Source organism: Gilliamella sp. App6-5 (genome assembly GCF_001690525.1).
In the GTDB taxonomy this organism is placed as follows: Bacteria; Pseudomonadota; Gammaproteobacteria; order Enterobacterales; family Orbaceae; genus Gilliamella; species Gilliamella apicola_H.
In genome coordinates, this window is sequence record NZ_LZGT01000069.1 from 1 (window position 1) to 21,314 (window position 21,314).

Sequence of the window (21,314 nt, forward strand, 5' to 3'; positions counted from 1 at the left end):
TCTTAGTCGTAGCAGCAACAGATGGTCCTATGCCACAAACTCGTGAGCACATTCTTTTAGGTCGTCAAGTAGGTGTTCCTTACATCATCGTATTCTTAAACAAATGTGATATGGTTGATGATGAAGAGTTATTAGAATTAGTTGAAATGGAAGTACGTGAACTTCTATCTCAATACGATTTCCCAGGTGATGACACACCAGTTATTCGTGGTTCAGCGCTTAAAGCGTTAGAAGGCGAAGCAGCATGGGAAGACAAAATTGTTGAATTAGCTGAAGCATTAGACAGCTATATCCCAGAGCCAGAACGTGATATCGACAAACCATTCCTATTACCAATTGAAGATGTATTCTCAATTTCAGGTCGTGGTACAGTGGTCACAGGTCGTGTTGAACGCGGTGTTATCAAAGTTGGTGAAGAAGTTGAAATCGTGGGTATCAAACCGACAACTAAAACAACTTGTACTGGTGTTGAAATGTTCCGTAAATTACTTGACGAAGGTCGTGCGGGTGAAAACGTTGGTGTATTACTACGTGGTACAAAACGTGAAGAAATCGAACGTGGTCAAGTACTTGCAAAACCAGGTTCAATTACACCACATACTGATTTTGAATCAGAAGTGTATATCTTAAGTAAAGATGAAGGTGGTCGTCATACACCATTCTTTAAAGGTTACCGTCCACAGTTCTACTTCCGTACAACTGACGTAACAGGTACTATCGAATTACCAGAAGGTGTAGAAATGGTCATGCCTGGTGATAACATCAAAATGACAGTATCATTAATTCACCCAATCGCGATGGCTGAAGGTTTACGTTTTGCGATTCGTGAAGGTGGTCGTACTGTTGGTGCTGGTGTTGTTGCTAAAGTTATTAAGTAATTCAAGCATTAGCGACCATAGAGAGGGTATCGATTGATGCCCTTTCTTATCTAGTCTGTTTAGCAAAATGCTTTTTTGAAAGAGCATTTTGGAAAATAGATATTATTATACACAACATAATCATAGGTTTTATATGCTAGTAAGTAACGAGAGTCAAGATACAAATATTATTCTAGACAAAACAAAATGGATTTTAGTTCTAGTATTGATTGCGTTTGTTGTTTGGGGAAATTTTTATTTTGCTAAACCTAATGATATTTATCAACCTAATACAATCGTTCGGACTATTGCGGTTGTAGTCGTTTCCCTATTAACTTTGTTCATTGCGTTCACAACAAATAAAGGCAAAGCGTTCTTTGTATTTTTACAAGAATCCCGAAAAGAGTTAAGAAAAGTGGTATGGCCTACGCGTAAAGAAACAGGTCAAACAACTTTATTAATTGCGGCAATTACTATTATTGTTGGCTTGTCGCTTTGGGGAATGGATTCTTTATTTCGTTCAATAGTCTTTTATTTAACTTCAATAGGGCGTTAATATGAGTGAAACACAACAACAAAAACGATGGTATGTTATTCAAGCTTATTCTGGTTACGAAGCGCGTGTTGCACAATCATTACGTGAATATATCAAATTGCATAATATGGAAGATGCATTTGGTGAAGTATTAGTGCCAACGGAAGAAGTCGTTGAAATGAAAAGTGGTCAACGTCGTAAAAGTGAACGAAAATTTTTCCCTGGTTATGTATTAGTTGAAATGATGATGAATGATGCAACTTGGCATTTAGTGAAAAGTGTACCAAGAACAATGGGCTTTATTGGTGGTACTTCGGATAGACCAGCACCTATTAGCCAACGTGAAGTTGATGCAATCATGAATCGTCTACAGCAAGTTGGTGATAAACCACGTCCTAAAACATTATTTGAACCGGGTGAGCTTGTTCGTGTTAATGAAGGTCCATTTGCTGACTTTAACGGTGTTGTGGAAGAAGTTGACTACGAAAAAAATCGCTTAAAAGTATCGGTTTCTATTTTTGGACGCTCAACTCCTGTAGAGCTAGATTTTAGTCAAGTTGAAAAGAGCTAATCTTTTGATATAGTTTTTTTCACTGAATTAGCAGTATCTTTTAGAAAGCCACAAGAGTCTATCTTGTGGCTTTCTTTTTATAAAATAAATATAATGCCTTTCGAGAATTTGAGAATAATAGATCTATTTCTAATATATTTTATTAAAGTGAGTCGCCAAGGTAGATAAAACCACTATAGGATCATAATTTAATTTATTATTAATATAATACAGGCAATCTATTCTTTTTTAGATTTTTTTATTCTTTTACCCATATCAAAGTGATATCCCAACCAATAGTTAGGCCAACGTGCTTCGATTCCTATATTATTAACTATTAAAGCAACCATGACTAATAAAACCGAACCTATAAGTACTGGTGTTATCAAGAATGAATAGTCAGTAATTCCGGACATCATGATTAGAATAGGGTTTGCACCAGCTGGAGCGTGAACTACACGTAGTAACTGCATCAATGCGATAGATGTCCCAACTGCTAATGCTATCGGTATAATTCCATTACTAAATAAATTAATGAACAACACACCTATAAAAGACGAAATAAAATGCCCTCCGATTACACTTCTTGGTTGTGCTAATGGAGATTTAGGTACAGCAAATAACAAGACGCATGTTGCGCCAAATGGAGCCATAATTGCTAATGTACCTCCCCACTGAGTGATTACGAGCAAAGTCAAAATCCCTAAAGCACCCCCAATAAATCCTCTCAATATAGCTACTGCGTGAGGTTTAGGCGGCATCACCTCTCTTCCTTTTAATTTTTCTAGCATAAATCTCTCCTGTTTGGTTAATGTGGGATTTTAATAAAACTAGCAATCGCATTAAGTAAACGATATTGTTTACTTAATGTATATTTATTAACTATAAAGGTCAAATATTATTTATAATTAACTATATTAGAGTTGTTGTGATAGAATCAAAAATATTCTAGCAATTACAAATAATAAAAAATGAAATTGAAGCCTGAAATTGTTGATACGATACTTGTTGCGGCTGAATCGCTGTTTAATGAATATGGTTATCATCCTGTTAGTTTAGAGCTTGTTGCAGAAAATGCAGGTGTATCAAAAAGAACATTATATAAATATTTTGGTGACAAAAATGGGCTTGTAAGTAAAGTGTTACTTAAGCGGAATGATTTTTTTAAAAAATCACTTACAGATGTTATCGCTGTTTTTTCTGAGAAAAAAGACAAAATCAATGCAATTATTTCATGGCATATAAAATGGTTTAAGAATGATAATTACCGTGGTTGCATGTTTGTACGAGCTAAGTCTGAATATAACAATAAAAGTGAAGAAATATGCGCTATTGTTAGTGAACATAAAAAATGGATTCAAGATAGGATTTTTGAATGTCTAGGAGGCACAAAGTCATGTGAACAAGCATCTTGTCTAATTATGTTGATACTTGAAGGTATGATATCTTACACATCCGTTTTTGGTATTGAGGGATATGATTTTGAACAGGCAAAAATGTATATCTATGATATCGTCGATAACATTGGCGAGGATAACCTATGAATTTAAATAGCTGGCTTATAGACAATGGATAGCCATTACCTCAAGCCTCTTAACCGAAATGATCAATTTAATCTAAGTTAAACGATTCCAGCTGTTGTTGTAATTCTAACCATTGTAGTTCTGTTTCTTCTAATTGATTTTTAAGTTGGCTTTGCTTTAGTAACAAAGTTGTAAGTTCATTTTTTTTGCTCACTTCATAGATTGCAGGATCAGACAGTTGTTCTTCAATTTGCTTTAATTGATTGGTTAATTTATCAAGCATCAGTTCTTCTTTTTGTAACTGTTTCTTAATCGGTTGCATTTGCGTACGCAATTCGGCTTGTTTACGTTTTTGCTCTTTACGATCTTGAGCTGATATATTACTTGTATTTTCTTTTTTGGGTGAATTTATTTCGTCATTTGATTGGTTATCATTTTTTTGTGCTTCGGCTAACCATTTTTGATAATCATCAAGATCGCCGTCAAATGGTTCAACTTTATGATCATGGACTAAATAGAATTCATCGGTGGTCGAACGTAGTAAATGGCGATCATGTGACACCACAACTAATGCACCGTCAAAATCAATTAGCGCTTCAGTCAACGCTTGTCGCATATCTAAATCTAGATGGTTAGTTGGTTCGTCTAATAAAAGGAGATTCGGTTTTTGCCAGACAATTAAAGCTAAAACAAGACGTGCTTTTTCACCGCCCGAGAAAGTTTTAACTGGCTCGGTGACTTTATCGCCTTGAAAATCAAATCCACCCAAATAATTACGCAGTTCTTGCTCTGTATTTTTTTGTTCAGCAAGTTGCGTTAAATGCCAAAGTGGTGACTCATCGGGGCGTAGATATTCTAATTGATGTTGAGCAAAATAGCCTAATTGAACACCTTTAGCGAGATTAATATGTCCTTCCTTAGGTGCAATTTCTCCGGCGAGTAATTTAATCAGTGTTGATTTTCCCGCACCATTGCGCCCTAATAAGCCAATGCGCGAACCGGGAACTAAATTAAGCTTAATTTTTTCTAGTATAATTTTATCATCGTAACCCGCGACGACTTTGTCCATCATTAACAAAGGGCTTGGTAAGAATTCAGATGGCTTAAAATTAAAATGAAATGGATTATCAACATGCGCAGGTGCAATCAGCTCCATTCTTTCTAACATTTTTATACGGCTTTGTGCCTGTTTAGCTTTTGTTGCTTTGGCTCTAAAGCGATCGATATAATTTTGCAAGTGTGCAACTTTGAGTTGTTGGCTTTCATAAAGCGACTGTTGTTGAGCAAGTTTAGTTGAACGTTGGATCTCAAAGGAGGAATAATTGCCCGTATATTCAAATAAACTCTTTTGCTCAATATGAATAATTTTATTGACTAACGGATCCAAAAAATCACGATCGTGAGAGATTAAAATCAAAGTTCCCGGATAGTTACTTAACCATTTTTCAAGCCAAATCACGGCATCTAAATCAAGGTGATTGGTTGGTTCATCAAGCAGTAATAAATCAGAACGACACATTAATGCCTGAGCCAAATTTAATCGCATCCGCCAACCACCAGAATAGGACTTAACCGGTAACATTAATTGTTCATTAGAAAATCCTAGTCCATGTAGTAGCGTTGCGGCTCGAGCGCGAATTGTCCAAGCATCAATGGTATCAAGCTTTTCATGAATAACCGCAATTTGCTGACCATTATTTTGTTCATTAGCGGTATTTAATTGTTTTTCTAATTGTCGATACTCACGATCGCCATCAATGGCATATTCAATCGCAGGGATATCTAATGCGGGTGTTTCTTGATTGACCCAAGCGAGTTGCCATTGCGATGGTATATTTAACGTGCCAGCATCAGCTTGAATTTCACCTTTAATCAGTGAAAAGAGCGTCGATTTTCCGCAACCATTTTTACCCACTAATCCCACTTTTTGTTGAGGATTAATAGTTGCTGAAGCATTATCTAAAAGCAAGTTAACGCCTCGGCGCACTTGGATTGAATCAAAAACTATCATGATATTTTTGTCTATTATTCAAAATAAAATAAGTTAATAAAAATTGTTTTAATCATCCAAAATTAGGGACGTTATAACACAATCAATTTAAACAAAAAAGCCCTTTGATAAAACGAAAAGGGCTTAAATTTAATAATTCACAGGACTATTTTTTTATTGCTGATAAAGCACGACGAATAAAGAACGTACATATACCAACAAAAACAAAGAGACCTAAAAGTTGAGGTAACATACCTAAATCGAGCGGTATTGCAAGTGGAGCATCATTTCCACCATTGGTGATGCTAATCACAATCACAATAGCTAATAAAACGCCCACTAAACTTTCACCAACAATCAAGCCTGATGCAATTAATGCCGCTTTACGATCAGCTTTTTTGAATTGCTCTTCTGGATCTAAATTTTGTGCTTTGGCTTTTTTGTAAGCATTACGTTTAATTATCCATGATAATAAAGTGCCAATAAAAATTGGTGTTGTGATACTTGGTGGTAAATAAATGCCTAAACCAACAGCAAGTGCAGGTATGCGAAAGTTAGATTTATTTTGGGCAAGAATTAAATCAATAATAATAATGACAGCACCTAAAGCAAGTCCTATTAAAATCATCGTCCAGTCAAGTTGATGGGCAAAAATACCTTTAGCAATTGTTGTCATCAGTGTTGCTTGTGGTGCTGCCAAAACTTGAGTTGTATCCATATCAGAACGAGGTAAAGCGCCAGTAAAGCCGTAAGCGTTATATAAAATCTCTAAAATAGGCGCAATAACAATTGCACCAACAACACAGCCAAGTAATAATGCCACTTGTTGTTTCCATGGGGTAGCATTAACCAAATGACCTGTTTTTAGGTCTTGTAAATTATCATTTGAAATACATGCTATTGCCAAAACGGCACTAGTAGTAAAGAGTGCAAGGGCTGTGGCAAAGTTGGAGCCTTCAATAGAAGCTAGCATACCATTCGCTTCACCTAAACCTAATAAGATTAATGAAATGACAACCACTGCAACAATTGCTATTCCTGATATTGGGCTTGCTGATGAGCCAACAAGTCCAGCCATATAACCACATGCGGCAGCCACTAAAAAGCCCATAATAAAAGCAAATAATACAGCGCAAAAAACTAATGTCCAAGCCATGCCTGCTGATAAACCACTATCGGCAATAAAGCTATAAAAAGTCACTAACAAAATAACTAACATACCACCCATAATTAATAAAATAGCTTTAGGTGATAAATCCCGCTCGGTTGATGCAATATCATTGCCAGACACATCTGAACGCATACTTTTAAATGATATTTTTAAACCTTCAATCATCGGTTTGATTAATGTCAGTAATGTCCAAACCGCTGCAATAGCAATGACCCCCGCACCAATAAAGCGTATATCTTTTGCCCAAAATCCCATTGCAACTTTAGATAAAGGCTGACTGGTATCATAATCGGTAATTGCACTTAAAATTGGAACGCCAAATACCCAACCAATAATGGTTCCAATTAAAATAGCAATTCCTGACATAATTCCGATCAAATAACCAGCACTGAGTAACGCTAACGAGAATCCCATAGGCAGTTGAAAAATGGATTTGCCAGTGGTAAACCAATAAGCAGTACTTTCAGATAATAGGCGAAAACCATTAGTAAAAAGGCTAACAATAGAGGCAATGATGCCGCCAAATAAAATATCCTTTAAACCATCGTTAGCTTCTTTATTATCGGATTTAGATCCTGCCTTTAAAATTTCAGCAGCGGCTACACCTTCAGGGTAAGGTAAATTACTTTTAACGACCATGACATGACGCAATGGAATTGAAAATAAAACCCCAAGCATTCCGCCTGCGGCACATATTGCAAAGGTTAGCCAAAAGGGAAAGTCTTGCCAGTAACCAATCATTAACAAACCCGGAAGCACAAAAATAATTGAAGATAATGTACCCGCTGCTGATGCTTGAGTTTGCACCATGTTATTTTCTAAAATAGTTGAACCCGAAAACAGTTTCAATATTGCCATTGAAATCACTGCCGCAGGAATTGCGGATGAAAACGTTAATCCAACTTTCAAACCAAGATAAACATTCGATGCAGTAAAAATGACAGTAATAAAAGCACCAAGAATGGTGCCTCTTAAAGTAAGTTCACGTAAATTATTCATATATCAATAAAGTTAATTTAATAGAGGAGTATTATATACTTAATTCGCTTTTATCGGCTACAAGTTCCTTAAATAGCTTTAGTTTAGTGCTTTTATCATTATTTTGGGTGAAATAATTAGCAATAACATCAAAATATATTGGCATTAACCTTTAAAAAAATAACCGTTTTGTTATTAAACCTTTACAATGACGCTGATTAATTACTTATTTGTGGGGGATATTTTGAACGCATTACAGCGCTTACAAGCTATTATTAAACAACTTCGCGATCCAATTAATGGTTGCGAATGGGATCGAATTCAAACTTTTTCGTCTTTAAAATCATATACACTAGAAGAAACGTACGAAGTGCTTGATGCAATTGATAAACAAGATATGGAGGAGCTAAAAAAAGAACTTGGCGATCTATTGTTTCACATTGTCTTTTATGCTGATTTAGCCCAAGAACAAGGAAGCTTTGATTTTGATGAGGTCTGTTTAGCGGTTGCTGATAAGTTAGTTTATCGTCATCCGCATATTTTCACCGAAAATAAGGTAGAAAAACCTAACTGGGAACAACTTAAACAAAAAGAACGCGATCAAAAAGCACAATACTCATTGCTCAATGATATTCCCCAAGCAATACCTGCCTTAATGCAAGCTGAAAAAATTCAAAAGCGTTGTGCCTCGGTTGGTTTTGATTGGCATGATATAAAACCTGTGCTTGATAAGGTAAAAGAGGAAATTGATGAAGTTGAGCAAGAGCTTGAACAAAACAAACAAGATCCACAAAAAATTGAGGAAGAACTTGGTGATTTATTGTTTGCGACCGTCAATTTAGCTAGGCATTTAAAGGTTAAATCAGAACTCTGTTTACAGCAAGCCAATAAAAAATTTACCCGACGATTTCAACAATTAGAATCGATACTTAAACAAAAAAATCTGGCTTTGACTGATGCAACGCTTGAACAAATGGAAGACGCGTGGCAAAGTGTTAAACAATTAGAACAGATTAAACTCAATAGCGAAGTGGATAAAAATGACTGAACAAAAAAATGAACTGTATCAAGAAATCGAAGCATGGGCACAAAATGCGATATTAAATAGTCCAACATGGAGCATTAATCAGCTTGATTACTCAGAAAAAAGCATTACGGTTGTTGAAATGATCATCAGTGAACTGGCTGAAAAGAACTTCAGCATATCAGAAGAACAACTCAACATGATATCGCAAGAATACGGATGTTATTTATTACTCACCGCCCATAAATTATATGGCGGTGAATTTTATTGGAACGAAGAGTTTGAACAACCCATGTTAATTTGCTGTGAACCTGATGCCATGATAGTACTTATGACATGGAACAAAGTAAAAGGACGATTAGTAGGGGATAAAGCCGATCATATTGCCTATTTCTTAGATGAATTTGGTAAAGCGACTTTCCAGCCAGAAAAAGGCAAGCATGTGGTTTATTTGTAATAAAAACAAAACGACGAAAACAGATAAATATGAATTATCCATTATGTTATTAAATTAAATGGAGATTGGACGTGAATTACAAACTTTATATAGGCAATAAAAACTACTCAACATGGTCTATGCGACCTTGGGTTGCAATGAAGCATTTTGGTATCCCTTTTGATGAACAGCTTATTCGATTTGATAACTTTGACGATAATTCTACTTTTAAAGCAACCGTATCTGCAATATCGAAATATGGAACAGTCCCCATTTTAGTTGATAATGATGTGGTTATATCTGATTCTTTGGCTATTTGTGAATACTTGGCTGAAAAACATACCAACTTAGCTTTATGGCCGACAGATACTAAAAAAAGAGCTATCGCTCGAAGTTTAGTGGCTAAAATGCATTCAGGGTTTCCTGCAATACGAAACCATTTACCGATGAATATTGAAGCGGAGTTTTTCGAAATAGGGCAAATTATTTTACGCGATCATGCTGATGTTAAAAACGAAATTTCTTATCTTGATGAATTGTTATCTTCTTTCTTAAGTCTTAATTCATCTCAATCTAACTACTTATTTGGTGAGTTTACTCTTGCTGATGCTTTCTATGCGCCAATGTGCTTAAGACTCAAAAATTTTGGAATTAAGACATCGGCAACGTTAGCCAACTACATTGACACTATTTGTCAAACTAATAGCATCAAAGAATGGATAAATGGGGCAATGCAAGAAAAAGACTTTATTGTAATGGATGAACCTTATCGTCTACATAGGTAATTAACACGTTCTTTGATATTTCAAGTAGTTGTGTGATAGTAGCTTCGGATATTTGAAGCGATACTATCATTTTCATGAGGAAAACTTCAGGTAGCTTACACTTTATGATGAAAATACTCTTATAAAAACTCATAAGGCGTTTTGTCGAAAATCGTTTGAATTTTTAGTTTTCTATCTTTTAAATAGCTAACTTTTGCTGATTATGTCTCATCTCTATTAAAGTACGTAGCACACTTTCCGCTTACCCATTCATTTTTTTAATTCGCCAAACGGTATAGAATCCTGAATATTTTTTACAAAAATTTAGCTTAAAAAGCGAATGGTTGTGCCAATGCCCGATAGTGAGCATACAACTTATTTATAAAATGACGCTATCTGTTTTCGTGTTTTATATTCAATGGGAGTTGTGCTATTTAATGTCTTATGAGGTCTTTCGGTGCGATAAATGGTTGGGCAACTGACCGTAAAGTGGTTAGCCAAATCGGTCATGGTGATTTTTCTTTATGATATAAGCGCACTATATTGCTTGTTTGAGATACGGCGTTATGTCTACGCATTACAGCCATTTTGTAAATTACGGTAAACAACGCGCGTAATTCCTACAATTAGTGAATTGGCATAGATGCTGATATATAATTAAAAAATTATCAAGATAAACAACTATTGGGAGAAATGAAATGAAAATACCTACTTATTTACAAAAATACGCAGTAGATATTAAAGAAAATGACCCTGATTATAATGGGCTAACATCTTTGTATATCCAATCATCAAATAAAGAACAATGGTTCGAGATTTACTATTATGGTGAATTATACAATGGCTATATTACTGGAACAGAACCAACATTTTGCAACATGAAAGTTATTGCAAAATCCATTGAAAGCAAAGAGGAAATATTGCTGTTTGATGCCACAGAATACGGATATAATGGGATGTTCTGTGACGGTCACTCTAAAGAAGAGAAAAAGAATAGACCACTTACCAAACTTGATGTTCCTGCGTCAAGAATAAAACTAGCGATTGGATACGGTATTGATTATGAAGAAGAAAAAGAAGATTTTGACTTTGATGAAAATGGTCATGTAATACTGATTGATGATCGTAGAATAACGTGGCAAAACTTACAGCATGATGGTTTTGATTGGCTATATATTTTATTAATTGATAAAAATGGAGATGAGTTAGAAGTAGTCAATGAAGAACTTGCTTAAACTTGAGTTATTTTATTAGCGACGATAGCACTGTTAAACCACATGCAGCGATTTCGAGTAAACTGGCTTATGAGTTTTTGATGGATTATTTTAACCATGTAAGTAACCCGGCGTTTTGCTATATATCATTTTTAATAATAACTAGTTGTTAATTAATAAAATATTGTCATTAATTAAATCAAAGAAGCTACAGTAAAAGCAACAAACATGTACCAGCAATAAATATTGTAATGGACAATAGCATCTATAATATCCTTTATCTTTTGTATAAATAATAGGCTGTCAGGAACATTATTTAGAATTTCTCTATTGCTTTTATACTAAAACGCATAGTTATCTGAAAGTTTTTGACAACTTTTTAGATTTTTAACCCAAGATCCAATAAAAAGAAGATTTGGCTTTAATGCTACTGTAGTTGATATTGATCGTTATACCGCACTTATTTGTTATTTGCTGCTGGCTGAGCGATATATTTCGTATTGAGTTATCGCCATTCTTACCCGACTTAGTGCAAATAATGAGCTTTATTATCATGGTTCAGCTTGTTTGTTAGCCTAATTTATAAAATCTAAATTAAAAAGCCCATTTGTGCAAAAAATAATTTCCGAATGATGTTGAGATTTGTCAGTAATCTGATAGCAAAAATATTTGATATATTTTTATAAATCATTAATTAAAAAAATTTGACTGTAAGATGCTTTTGCGGTGAACGCAAAATCGAGTAAACTAGCAAAAAAACATTAATTAGTTTTAATAAATTCCGTAACCAAAGTAGATAACGTAATGAACGAACAATTAAACTCAGATAATGAAAATATTAAATCAAAAAGAGCCATTCGTAGTTTTGTTTTGCGACAAGGTCGTTTAACAAAAGGTCAAGAACAAGCTTTAATAAACTTATGGCCTATATTTGGTATTGAATATGATGCAAATGCACCTATTTGTTTTGATGCTAACAAACCGCTAGTCCTTGAAATTGGGTTTGGTATGGGGGCTTCTTTAATTGAAATGGCCAAAAATGCACCTAATAAACACTTTTTAGGAATCGAAGTGCACAAGCCAGGGGTGGGCGCTTGCTTAATGGCGATTGAAGAAAACCAATTATCAAACTTAAACGTGATGTGCCATGATGCTGTTGAAGTATTAGAAAATATGATCCCAGATCATTCGCTAGACAAAGTGCAAATCTTTTTTCCTGATCCTTGGCATAAAGCCAGACATAACAAACGCCGTATTATTCAACCCCAATTTGTACAGCTAATTCGGCAAAAATTAAAATTAGGTGGTATTTTGCACCTAGCAACGGATTGGCAACATTATGCTGAACATATGTTAGAGGTTTTAACCCAAGCAGAAGGTTTTGAAAACTTATCACCAAGTGGCAATTACATTCCAAGACCTGCTGATAGACCAATTACCAAATTTGAAAAACGAGGTCAAAATTTAGGTCATGGCGTTTGGGATCTCCAATTTGTAAATAAATAATGATGCTAAGGAGCCACTATGCAAAATGAAACGATCGATCTACTTTGTCGGCATCGCTCTATTCGTGCTTATAAAGCAACTAGCTTAACTCAAGAGCAAATAGCTTTAATTGTTAGCGCAGCACAGTCGGCTTCTAGTTCTAATTTGATTCAATGTTCAACAATTATTCGTATTACAGACCCCAGCAAACGCGAAAAACTAGCTCATTATGCAGGCGATCAAAAGTATGTTATCCAAGCACCTGAATTTTGGGTATTTTGTGCCGATTTTAATCGCCATTATCAAATTGATCCAAAACTTAATCTTGGCAAAGCAGAGCAGCTATTATTGGGTTGTGTTGATACAGCAATTATGGCACAAAATGCCGTAACCGCAGCCGAATCATTAGGATTAGGTGCTGTATATATTGGCGGATTGCGTAATCATCTTGATAAAGTAACGCAATTACTTGATATACCGAAATACGTCCTGCCACTTTTTGGGCTTTGCCTTGGCTACCCCGATCATCATCCAGAATTAAAACCAAGATTACCAAAAGAGTTAGTGTTTTTTGAAAACCACTATCGACCAATTGATCATGCTATTTTGAAAAAGTATGATGCTCAAATGGATGATTACTATGAAACTCGTAGTACCAATCAGAAAGTCGGCGGTTGGAGTGATAAAATTGCTAATACAATAAATAATGAGCAACGCGATTTTATTCTCAATTATTTGCATAAACAAGGATGGATCACGAAATGAACAATAACCATTACCAATTAGATAAAGTCATTATACTTAGCCGTCATGGTATTCGCACACCATTACAAAACACGTTACAATTTTTAGAGAAAGTCACTCGCTTTAAATGGCCAAAGTGGGATCACCCTTATGGTTATTTAACCACGCGTGGTGGAGTATTAGAAGCCTATTTTGGCCGCTATTTAGCAACTTGGCTTGAAAAAAACAATATAAAATTATCAACACATAATACTGAATTGTTTGTATATGCTAACAGCTTGCAAAGAACCGTCGCGACGGCTCAATTTTTGATAACAGGTGCCTTTGCTGGATATGACATTCCTATTCACCATAAATTCCCGATTGAAAAAATGGATCCGATCTTCGATCCTAGTTTGCAAGACGACTCACCCGAATTTAAACATGCCGTATTGCATGATATCGATGAAGCTGACAAAGCGACTAACATTTTTAGCAATCTAGCTCCTGCTTATGAAATCCTTTCCGATATTTTAGATTATAAGCGTTCGAAATTATATGCCGAATATCAATGTAATTTGGCCGATATTCCATCAGAACTCTATTTTAAAAAACACGAAGAACCAGCACTGCTTGGTCCTCTTGCAATAGGGGCTTCGGTCGTTGATGCATTTTTATTACAATACTATTCAGCTTTTCCTAAAAAACAAATCGCATGGGGAAGAATAACTAGTCAAGAACAGTGGCAACAAATTATTGCGATTCGTAATCAATATATTAATTTAGTTTTCCATTCTAAAACACTTGCCAAACATTCTGCAACGCTTCTCATTAATATGATAAGTGATCTTATGCACAAAGATAATAAAGTGAATCTACTGGTTGGGCACGATAGTACGATTGCAGCGTTACTTGGCATATTAAACTTTAAAGACTATCAATTACCCAATCAATTTGAAACAACTCCCATCGGTGGGAAAGTGGCTTTACAGCGTTTTCATCACTTACCTACGGGGGAATATTTCTTTAAAGCCGAATATATTTATCAAAGCTTTGAACAACTCTATAACGGTCAAGCACTTGATACCAATAATCCGGCACAACACTATCAGCTTCAACTGGAAAATGCTTCTGTTAATAGTGATGGTTATTATGATTGGTCAGATTTTGAAGAACGAATGGAATCTATCAAGACTAAATAATTAACCATTAGATTACCCGATTCTACCTATCATGGCGGGAATTAGATAATCTGATACATTACAAAAGTATATTGTCAACAGTTTCGGATAAGTAAGTGGATAAATATCAGTGTGTTGCCCACGGATATAGAACAAAATACAAGATACTAAATAATATTTATATGTCAATGTCATTAATTTTAAGAAAGAGTATATTTTACTTGTTTCAATCTATGCCAATAAATCAACTTGAATCTTGTTATTGATATTGCCTTTTATTTTTGCAAAACAATTATCTATTATATTTATGTTCAACTTTACAAGACTAATGTATGTTAAAATAGGTCTTAAGGAAGCGTATCTAGATCCTTAGTTGTATCGCATTTATTTTTATGTTGAATTCCACCTTTATATTATCAGGGCATGGGCAATGTGAGCTGTGGAAATATATAAGAACAGTGAAAAATCTGAAGATTAACGGAAAATCACAATAATTATTACATTAGATAAAGGTTTTATTATGAAAATATTAGTCACTGGCGGCTGTGGATATATAGGAAGTCATACCTGTGTCCAACTCATTTAATCGGGCTACACCCCCATTATTATTGATAACTTGTTCAACAGTAAAGTATCCGTATTAGATAGAATACAAAAAATCACGGCTCAATCTGTCAATTTTTATCAAGGCGATGTGTGCGATGAAAAATTATTAACTAAAATTTTTGCAGAACATGATATTAAAGCCGTGATTCATTTTGCAGGACTAAAAGCCGTCGGTGAATCGGTACATAAACCACTTGAATATTATGAAAACAACGTTTACGGCAGTATAGTACTTATGAAAGCAATGCGTGCTGCTGGTGTTAAACAGTTAGTATTTAGCTCATCGGCCACTGTCTATGGTGAACTCGCTCCTGTACCTTATGTTGAAACCTTACCACAAGGTTTACCAACTAGCCCATATGGCAAAAGTAAATTAATGGTAGAGCAATGTATCATGGATTTAGCCGTTGCTGAACCGGATTGGTCACTGACTTTACTACGCTATTTTAACCCTGTTGGCGCACATCCAAGCGGATTAATGGGCGAAGATCCCCTTGGCATTCCTAATAATCTTATGCCTTATATTACCCAAGTTGCTGTAGGCAAGCGGGAATCATTAGCAGTTTTTGGCAATGATTATCCAACAACAGATGGCACTTGTGTTCGCGATTTTATTCATGTTGTTGATTTGGCTGATGGGCATATTGCTGCACTCAAAGCTGATCATAACAAAACAGGCGTACATATTTATAATTTAGGTTCAGGTGTGGGTTACAGCGTATTACAAGTTATCAAAGCGTTTGAAAAAGCGTCAGGGAAACCACTTAATTGGCATTTTGCACCAAGACGAGCTGGTGATTTACCCGCATTTTGGGCCGATGCTAATAAGGCTGAAAAAATACTGGGTTGGAAAACCAAACTTACACTTGATGACATGGTAAAAGACTCATGGAATTGGCAATCTAATAATCCTCAAGGTTACCCTGATTAACAAATAAGTAAAATGTGCAAAATTAAAAGAAGAGGCAAAAAAGGATATTTTTAATCCTGTTGTTCATCCTCATCGTTGTCACAGCCCATTGACTAATCAATGGGTGCTTGTTTTTCCACGTATGGCAAAACGCCCATGGCAAGGACAACAAGAAATATTAAACATAGAGCAAAAAACAAGTTACGATCCAACTTGTTTTTGTGTTCAGATAACAAACGGGTAACAAGAAATATCATGCCCTAATTATAATGTATTATTTGTTTTTACTAATAATTTTTCAGCATTAATGAAAAGACTACGCTTAAAAATCACGATCCATTATTCCAGCTACAAATCGCAAAAGGCACTAGTCGAATGATCTGTTTTTCACTTGATCACAGTAAAATATTACCTGAACTTGATTTCTTAGCCATTGGGGCTAATTGCTTTTTACCCAATGAAATTTCACGCAATGATATGAATATGTGCAATTATTTTGAAAAATATTAGCACCGTTTATTAGTTGATTATGTCGAACTCAACGCTGGCTTGCCATTGCTCCTTGATTACATTCCGTTCCGTCACAGTAAAAAATTCACTATCATTTATCTGCCTATGCCAATAGTATCACCAATAATAATCTAGTTAGTGTCACTATATTCAATATGATTTGCGGTAGCCAAAGCTTGTATCTGAGAAACGTCAAGAACGGCAAATAACTGGTGGTTATGATCATGCTTATGTATTAGATAAAACACAAGCTATCGCTGTCGAGCTCATTTCGTCGGGTAATAAAGTAAAGATGAATTTGATTACAACCAAACCTTCGTTACAAGTTTATACTGGCAATTTTTTGCAGCATACACTAAATCGCCACAATGGGGAATATGGCAACTTTGCTGGTATCACATTAGAGGTACAATTTTTACCTGACAGCCCTCACCATCCTGACTGGCCACAACCAATCTGCTTATTACAGCCAGATCAAACTTATTATTATCAAACAACTTATCAATTGATCATTTTATCAATGATTCAATAACTGTAAAAAACACAATAAAAAGCCAAATAAAATTAACTTTCTATCTGAATAATTTTATTAAATTCTTTATTACTAAAGGCACTACCAAGCAATATTCTGCCATTATTTGTATTAATGTAATAAATAGGATTTTGTCAGCTTAAGCTAACAATCCATAACAAAATTAGGTATCATATAACCATCATCGCTAATGGATAATATGAAATATGAAAAGCAAAACCTTAACGGCTATTTTCCCTGGCACTTTCGATCCCATAACCAATGGTCACATCGATCTTATTGCGCGAACGTCATTACTCTTTCCTCGCTTAATTATTGCTGTTGCAGAAAGTCCAAGTAAAAATACGCTATTTTCATTAGAAGAACGCGTTAATTTAGCTTCAACCGCTGTTGAACACCTACTTAATGTGGAAGTGATCGGCTTTGATAATTTAATGGCCAATTTTGCTCAAACCCATAATGCAACAGTGATCGTACGTGGTGTTCGTACAACACACGATTTTGAATACGAAAGGCAACTTGCTGAAATGAATCGTGCGTTAAAATCTGATTTAGACACTATCTTTTTGATGCCATCTATTGCAATGGGATTTATTTCATCAACAATTGTAAAAGATGTCGCCTACCATGGTGGTGATATTACAAAATTAGTTCCTCTGCATGTCAAAACAGCATTATTAAAGCGCTTAGCATAAATAAAAGTCTATGGTTAATTTTTATACTCCACAGAAGAAAAAGCTCACACCACAAAAGTTAACAGTCACAGTTTCATCCTTAGATGCTTTTGGGCAAGGCGTTGCCAATCATAAGGGTAAAACAATTTTTGTTAAATCTGCCTTGCCTAACGAAACCGTTGATATTGAACTGACTGAAAATAAAAAAAATTACGCTAAAGCTAAAGTCATTCGATATCATAATCAGAGCAAAGAGCGCGTTAAACCACAATGTGAATATTATCAACAATGTGGTGGTTGTGAGTTACAACATATTGCCCCAAATTTGCAACAACAAGCAAAGTATGCTGCGTTAATCAATCTGTTACAAAAAGAAACAGGGCAACCTTTAACAAATATCGTTCAACATTCACCTCAAATTATTGCCGATCAGCCTTACCACTATCGTCGACGGGCAAGGCTTTCGATTAATTTTGTTAAAGGTAAATTAGTTATTGGGTTTCGCCAAGCTGAATCAAATCAAATAATCAATATCAAACATTGTCCAGTATTAGTTAATGAATTAGATTCGTTGCTAGTGCCTTTACAAAGCATGCTCAATTGCATAAAACAGAAAAAAGCACTTGGTCATATTGAATTAATTTCGGTCGATAGCGGTATTATTATTGTGTTAAGGCACACCATGCCCCTTGTCGATCATGATATTAACTTATTAAAGCAATTCGCCGAAAATAATAAGATTTCGCTTTATGTTCACGGCAAAGATTTAGTACATATTGCTGGTAATACCGAACATTTTTATTTGATTAATCATTTAAAATTAACATTCAGCCCGCTCGATTTTATTCAAGTAAATTGTAAAATTAATCAAAAAATGATCGAGCAAGCACTTGATTGGCTAACGTTACAACCCTCTGACCAAGTCTTAGATCTGTTTTGTGGTATGGGTAATTTTTCATTACCTATAGCAACATTAAGTAAAACGCTAACGGGCATTGAAGGTGTTGAAGCCCTAGTTGAAAAAGCAAAATTTAACACTATATTAAATAGCACTGAGATTTGTGCGAAAACCAATTTTTTAACCAGTAACTTAGACGATACCCAACAATTTTCGGTATGGAGTCAATCACAATATAATAAAGTATTGTTAGATCCAGCAAGAGCTGGTGCGTTTAATGCGACAAGAGAAATTGCAAAATTAGCTCCGTCAAAAATCGTTTATATATCGTGTAATCCTGCGACTTTAGCACGAGATAGCAAACAACTTTTAGATGCAGGATATCAAATTGATCAAGTTGCTATTTTAGATATGTTTCCGCAAACTAAACATATTGAGTCAATGTTGTTGCTAATAAAATCAGGAACATAAATTATGGTATCGATTAGAGGCGCACACCAACATGGTGAAGAACATTATTCGCTTACTCAATTTGATGTTGAGCAATGGATAAAACAAGAGTTGTTATTAACCAATCCAACATCTTATCAAAAGTTTAGAGAGGTTTGGGGTTTTTGTTTTGAAAACAGTGCAGGTGCACCAGAGCAAACTTTTTGTTTCGAAAATGCAATAGAAATGGTCGAGATCTTATCGACACTTAATATGGACATCAATAGTTTATGTGCCGCTTTATTACTGCCTTTTGTTGATAACAAAATTATTCGTCGAGAAGATATTCCTGAAGATTTTGATCGTGAAATTTCTCATATTATTTCTAACATTGTCAGAATGAAGGAAATTCGCCAACTACGAGCAATTCGTAACGGCAATGCGACAGCCGAACAAATTGATAGTATTCGCCGTATGCTACTAGCGATGGTCAATGACTTTCGAAGTGTAGTGATTAAATTAGCAGAACGTATTACCTATTTACGCAATTTAATTAATGCTCCCCAAGAAGAACAAGTGCTTGCCGCTAAAGAGTGTTTTAACATTTATGCCCCTTTAGCCAACCGCTTAGGCATAGGTCAATTAAAATGGGAGTTAGAAGATTTCTGCTTCCGTTATTTATATCCGGATGAATATCGTTTGATTGCTAAAAAATTGCAAGAAAAGCGATTAGATCGTGAATTGTATATCAAGCAATTGGTTCATCATTTACAAGCTTTGATGAATCAAGATCATATCCGCGCTGAGGTTTATGGTCGCCCTAAGCATATTTATAGTATATGGCGAAAAATGGAGCGTAAACATCTCGAATTCGAAGATCTATATGACATCCGTGCCGTACGGATTATTTGCGATCGTATTGAGGATTGTTATAATGCATTAGGCATCGTCCATAGCCATTACAAACATATCGCTAAAGAATTTGATGATTATGTCGCTAATCCAAAACCAAATGGTTATCAATCAATCCATACCGTTGTTTATGGACCACAAGATAAAATAATCGAAATTCAAATCCGTACTGAACAAATGCACAATGATGCTGAACTAGGCGTTGCCGCTCATTGGAAGTATAAAGAAGGCAGTACCGACAAAATGACCGCTTATGATCAGCGAATTTCTTGGCTGCGTAAATTATTAACATGGCAACAAGAGATGTCAGAAAGCGGTGAAATTCAAGAAACCGTTCGCAGTCAAATTTTTGATGATCGCGTTTATGTTTTTACACCGAAAGGCGATGTTGTTGACTTGCCAGCGGGCTCAACTCCACTTGATTTTGCTTATCATATACACAGTGATGTTGGGCATCGTTGCATTGGTGCTAAAGTTGGTGGTCGAATTGTACCATTTACCTACCATTTAAAAATGGGTGATCAAGTTGAAGTCATTACCCAAAAACAACCTAATCCAAGCCGTGACTGGCTAAATCCAAATACTGGATTTGTAAATAGTAGTCGAGCAAGAGCTAAAATTCAAGCTTGGTTTAAAAAACAAGATCGGCATAAAAATATTGTAGCGGGTCAGCAAATTTTAGAGCACGAGCTTGAACCTTTAAATATTAGTTTAAAAAATGTTGAAAAGATTTTAATCAATAAATATAACGCTCATTCCTTTGACGAGGTACTAGCTGGTATTGGGAGTGGTGATGTTAGGATTAATCAATTAGTCAACTTTATCAATGCTCAATTTAACAAACCAACGGCTGAAGAAGAAGATGAAGCTGCCTTAAAACAAATTGCCCAAAAATCGAACGCTCAAACCAAAAATACCAATAAGACCGGTAATAAAAAAGGCAGTGAAATTATTATTGAAGGTGTGGGTAATTTAATGTACACCATTGCAAATTGTTGTCGCCCAATTCCTGGCGATCCCATTGTGGGATTTGTTACTCAAGGGCGGGGTATCTCGATTCATCGAGCTGATTGTGAACAATTGCAAGAACTAAAAAATCATGCTCCCGAACGTATTACTCATGCTGTTTGGAACAACAATACTTACTCAAGCTATACCATGGTGGTACAAATTGTTGCTAACGATCGCAGTGGTTTATTGCGAGATATTACTACAATTTTGGCCAATGAAAAGGTTAATGTTCTTGGTCTAATTAGTCGCTCGGATATGAAGCAGCAATTAGCGACTATCGATGTTGATATGGAAATTTTTGATCAGGATTCGTTAAATCGAGTACTCAATAAAATAAAACAACTACCTGATGTTATTGAAGCCAAACGTTTTCAAGGTTAATTGACATGTTAAATTGCCAC

At 35.3% G+C, this 21,314-nt stretch carries 21 protein-coding genes; 17 read left to right on the forward strand and 4 right to left on the reverse strand.

Annotated features, from left to right (window positions below; all coding sequences use genetic code 11):
• From tuf to nusG, 3 genes are all read left to right on the forward strand, one after another.
• Window positions 1-878, forward strand: an 878-nt coding sequence (gene tuf, locus A9G24_RS07770; RefSeq protein WP_065637476.1) for an elongation factor Tu, incomplete at its 5' end; no start/stop codon positions are given.
• Between the two features lie 133 nt (window positions 879-1,011).
• A complete protein-coding gene (gene secE, locus A9G24_RS07775) occupies window positions 1,012-1,413 on the forward strand; it encodes a preprotein translocase subunit SecE (RefSeq protein ID WP_065638494.1) in 402 nt (133 codons plus the stop codon).
• Window position 1,414: 1 nt separating this feature from the next.
• A complete protein-coding gene (nusG, locus tag A9G24_RS07780) occupies window positions 1,415-1,963 on the forward strand; it encodes a transcription termination/antitermination protein NusG (RefSeq protein ID WP_065638495.1) in 549 nt (182 codons plus the stop codon).
• Window positions 1,964-2,181: 218 nt separating this feature from the next.
• Here the strand turns inward: nusG and A9G24_RS07785 are convergent, their stop codons facing one another.
• Window positions 2,182-2,733 (reverse strand): HPP family protein, encoded by a 552-nt coding sequence (locus A9G24_RS07785; protein WP_065587497.1) that lies wholly within the window; start codon window positions 2,731-2,733, stop codon window positions 2,182-2,184.
• Between the two features lie 180 nt (window positions 2,734-2,913).
• Here A9G24_RS07785 and A9G24_RS07790 point away from each other — a divergent pair, with 180 nt between their 5' ends.
• The gene (locus A9G24_RS07790; RefSeq protein WP_065638496.1) at window positions 2,914-3,486 is read left to right on the forward strand and encodes a TetR/AcrR family transcriptional regulator; all 573 of its coding nucleotides are present in this window, start codon (window positions 2,914-2,916) and stop codon (window positions 3,484-3,486) included.
• 67 nt (window positions 3,487-3,553) lie between these two features.
• Here A9G24_RS07790 and A9G24_RS07795 read toward each other — a convergent pair whose 3' ends face one another.
• Together A9G24_RS07795 and A9G24_RS07800 are read right to left on the reverse strand one after the other, a co-directional pair.
• A complete protein-coding gene (locus tag A9G24_RS07795; RefSeq protein WP_065638497.1) occupies window positions 3,554-5,476 on the reverse strand; it encodes an ABC transporter ATP-binding protein in 1,923 nt (640 codons plus the stop codon).
• A gap of 145 nt (window positions 5,477-5,621) precedes the next feature.
• On the reverse strand, window positions 5,622-7,625 hold the full coding sequence (locus tag A9G24_RS07800) for an OPT family oligopeptide transporter (protein ID WP_065638498.1): 2,004 nt from the start codon (window positions 7,623-7,625) through the stop codon (window positions 5,622-5,624).
• A gap of 223 nt (window positions 7,626-7,848) precedes the next feature.
• Here A9G24_RS07800 and mazG point away from each other — a divergent pair, with 223 nt between their 5' ends.
• The 3 genes from mazG to A9G24_RS07815 all read left to right on the forward strand — a co-directional run bounded on the left by mazG (window position 7,849) and on the right by A9G24_RS07815 (window position 9,849).
• Entirely contained in the window at window positions 7,849-8,652 is an 804-nt protein-coding gene (gene mazG, locus A9G24_RS07805; protein WP_218056255.1) for a nucleoside triphosphate pyrophosphohydrolase, read from the forward strand.
• Entirely contained in the window at window positions 8,645-9,085 is a 441-nt protein-coding gene (locus A9G24_RS07810; RefSeq protein ID WP_065638500.1) for a hypothetical protein, read from the forward strand. Before mazG ends, A9G24_RS07810 begins: the two co-directional genes overlap by 8 nt.
• A gap of 71 nt (window positions 9,086-9,156) precedes the next feature.
• On the forward strand, window positions 9,157-9,849 hold the full coding sequence (locus A9G24_RS07815; RefSeq protein WP_218056256.1) for a glutathione S-transferase: 693 nt from the start codon (window positions 9,157-9,159) through the stop codon (window positions 9,847-9,849).
• A gap of 354 nt (window positions 9,850-10,203) precedes the next feature.
• Here the strand turns inward: A9G24_RS07815 and A9G24_RS13165 are convergent, their stop codons facing one another.
• Complete coding sequence (locus A9G24_RS13165) at window positions 10,204-10,338, reverse strand: hypothetical protein (RefSeq protein WP_255307235.1); 135 nt, start codon at window positions 10,336-10,338, stop codon at window positions 10,204-10,206.
• A 188-nt stretch (window positions 10,339-10,526) separates the two neighbouring features.
• Between A9G24_RS13165 and A9G24_RS07820 the strand changes: the two genes are divergently transcribed.
• The 10 genes from A9G24_RS07820 (at window position 10,527) to relA (ending at window position 21,294) form a co-directional block, all read left to right on the forward strand.
• Window positions 10,527-11,063, forward strand: coding sequence for a hypothetical protein (locus A9G24_RS07820; protein WP_065638501.1), 537 nt, complete (start codon window positions 10,527-10,529; stop codon window positions 11,061-11,063).
• Between the two features lie 783 nt (window positions 11,064-11,846).
• Window positions 11,847-12,548, forward strand: a complete 702-nt coding sequence (gene trmB, locus A9G24_RS07825) for a tRNA (guanosine(46)-N7)-methyltransferase TrmB (protein WP_065638502.1) — start codon at window positions 11,847-11,849, stop codon at window positions 12,546-12,548.
• Window positions 12,549-12,566: 18 nt separating this feature from the next.
• Complete coding sequence (gene nfsA / locus A9G24_RS07830) at window positions 12,567-13,292, forward strand: oxygen-insensitive NADPH nitroreductase (protein ID WP_065638503.1); 726 nt, start codon at window positions 12,567-12,569, stop codon at window positions 13,290-13,292.
• Window positions 13,289-14,452: a histidine-type phosphatase gene (locus tag A9G24_RS07835; RefSeq protein ID WP_176701176.1), complete on the forward strand. Its 1,164-nt coding sequence runs from the start codon at window positions 13,289-13,291 to the stop codon at window positions 14,450-14,452. Before nfsA ends, A9G24_RS07835 begins: the two co-directional genes overlap by 4 nt.
• Before the next feature lie 580 nt (window positions 14,453-15,032).
• The gene (galE, locus tag A9G24_RS07840; RefSeq protein WP_255307237.1) at window positions 15,033-15,968 is read left to right on the forward strand and encodes a UDP-glucose 4-epimerase GalE; all 936 of its coding nucleotides are present in this window, start codon (window positions 15,033-15,035) and stop codon (window positions 15,966-15,968) included.
• Between the two features lie 46 nt (window positions 15,969-16,014).
• Entirely contained in the window at window positions 16,015-16,191 is a 177-nt protein-coding gene (locus A9G24_RS13350) for a hypothetical protein (RefSeq protein WP_081303130.1), read from the forward strand.
• A 471-nt stretch (window positions 16,192-16,662) separates the two neighbouring features.
• Window positions 16,663-16,989 (forward strand): aldose epimerase family protein, encoded by a 327-nt coding sequence (locus tag A9G24_RS07845; protein ID WP_081303131.1) that lies wholly within the window; start codon window positions 16,663-16,665, stop codon window positions 16,987-16,989.
• 206 nt (window positions 16,990-17,195) lie between these two features.
• Window positions 17,196-17,684 (forward strand): pantetheine-phosphate adenylyltransferase, encoded by a 489-nt coding sequence (gene coaD, locus A9G24_RS07850; protein ID WP_065638506.1) that lies wholly within the window; start codon window positions 17,196-17,198, stop codon window positions 17,682-17,684.
• Window positions 17,685-17,694: 10 nt separating this feature from the next.
• Window positions 17,695-19,032, forward strand: a complete 1,338-nt coding sequence (gene rlmD / locus A9G24_RS07855; RefSeq protein WP_065638507.1) for a 23S rRNA (uracil(1939)-C(5))-methyltransferase RlmD — start codon at window positions 17,695-17,697, stop codon at window positions 19,030-19,032.
• A 3-nt stretch (window positions 19,033-19,035) separates the two neighbouring features.
• Window positions 19,036-21,294, forward strand: a complete 2,259-nt coding sequence (relA, locus tag A9G24_RS07860) for a GTP diphosphokinase (protein ID WP_065638508.1) — start codon at window positions 19,036-19,038, stop codon at window positions 21,292-21,294.
• The last annotated feature ends 20 nt before the right edge of the window (window positions 21,295-21,314 follow it).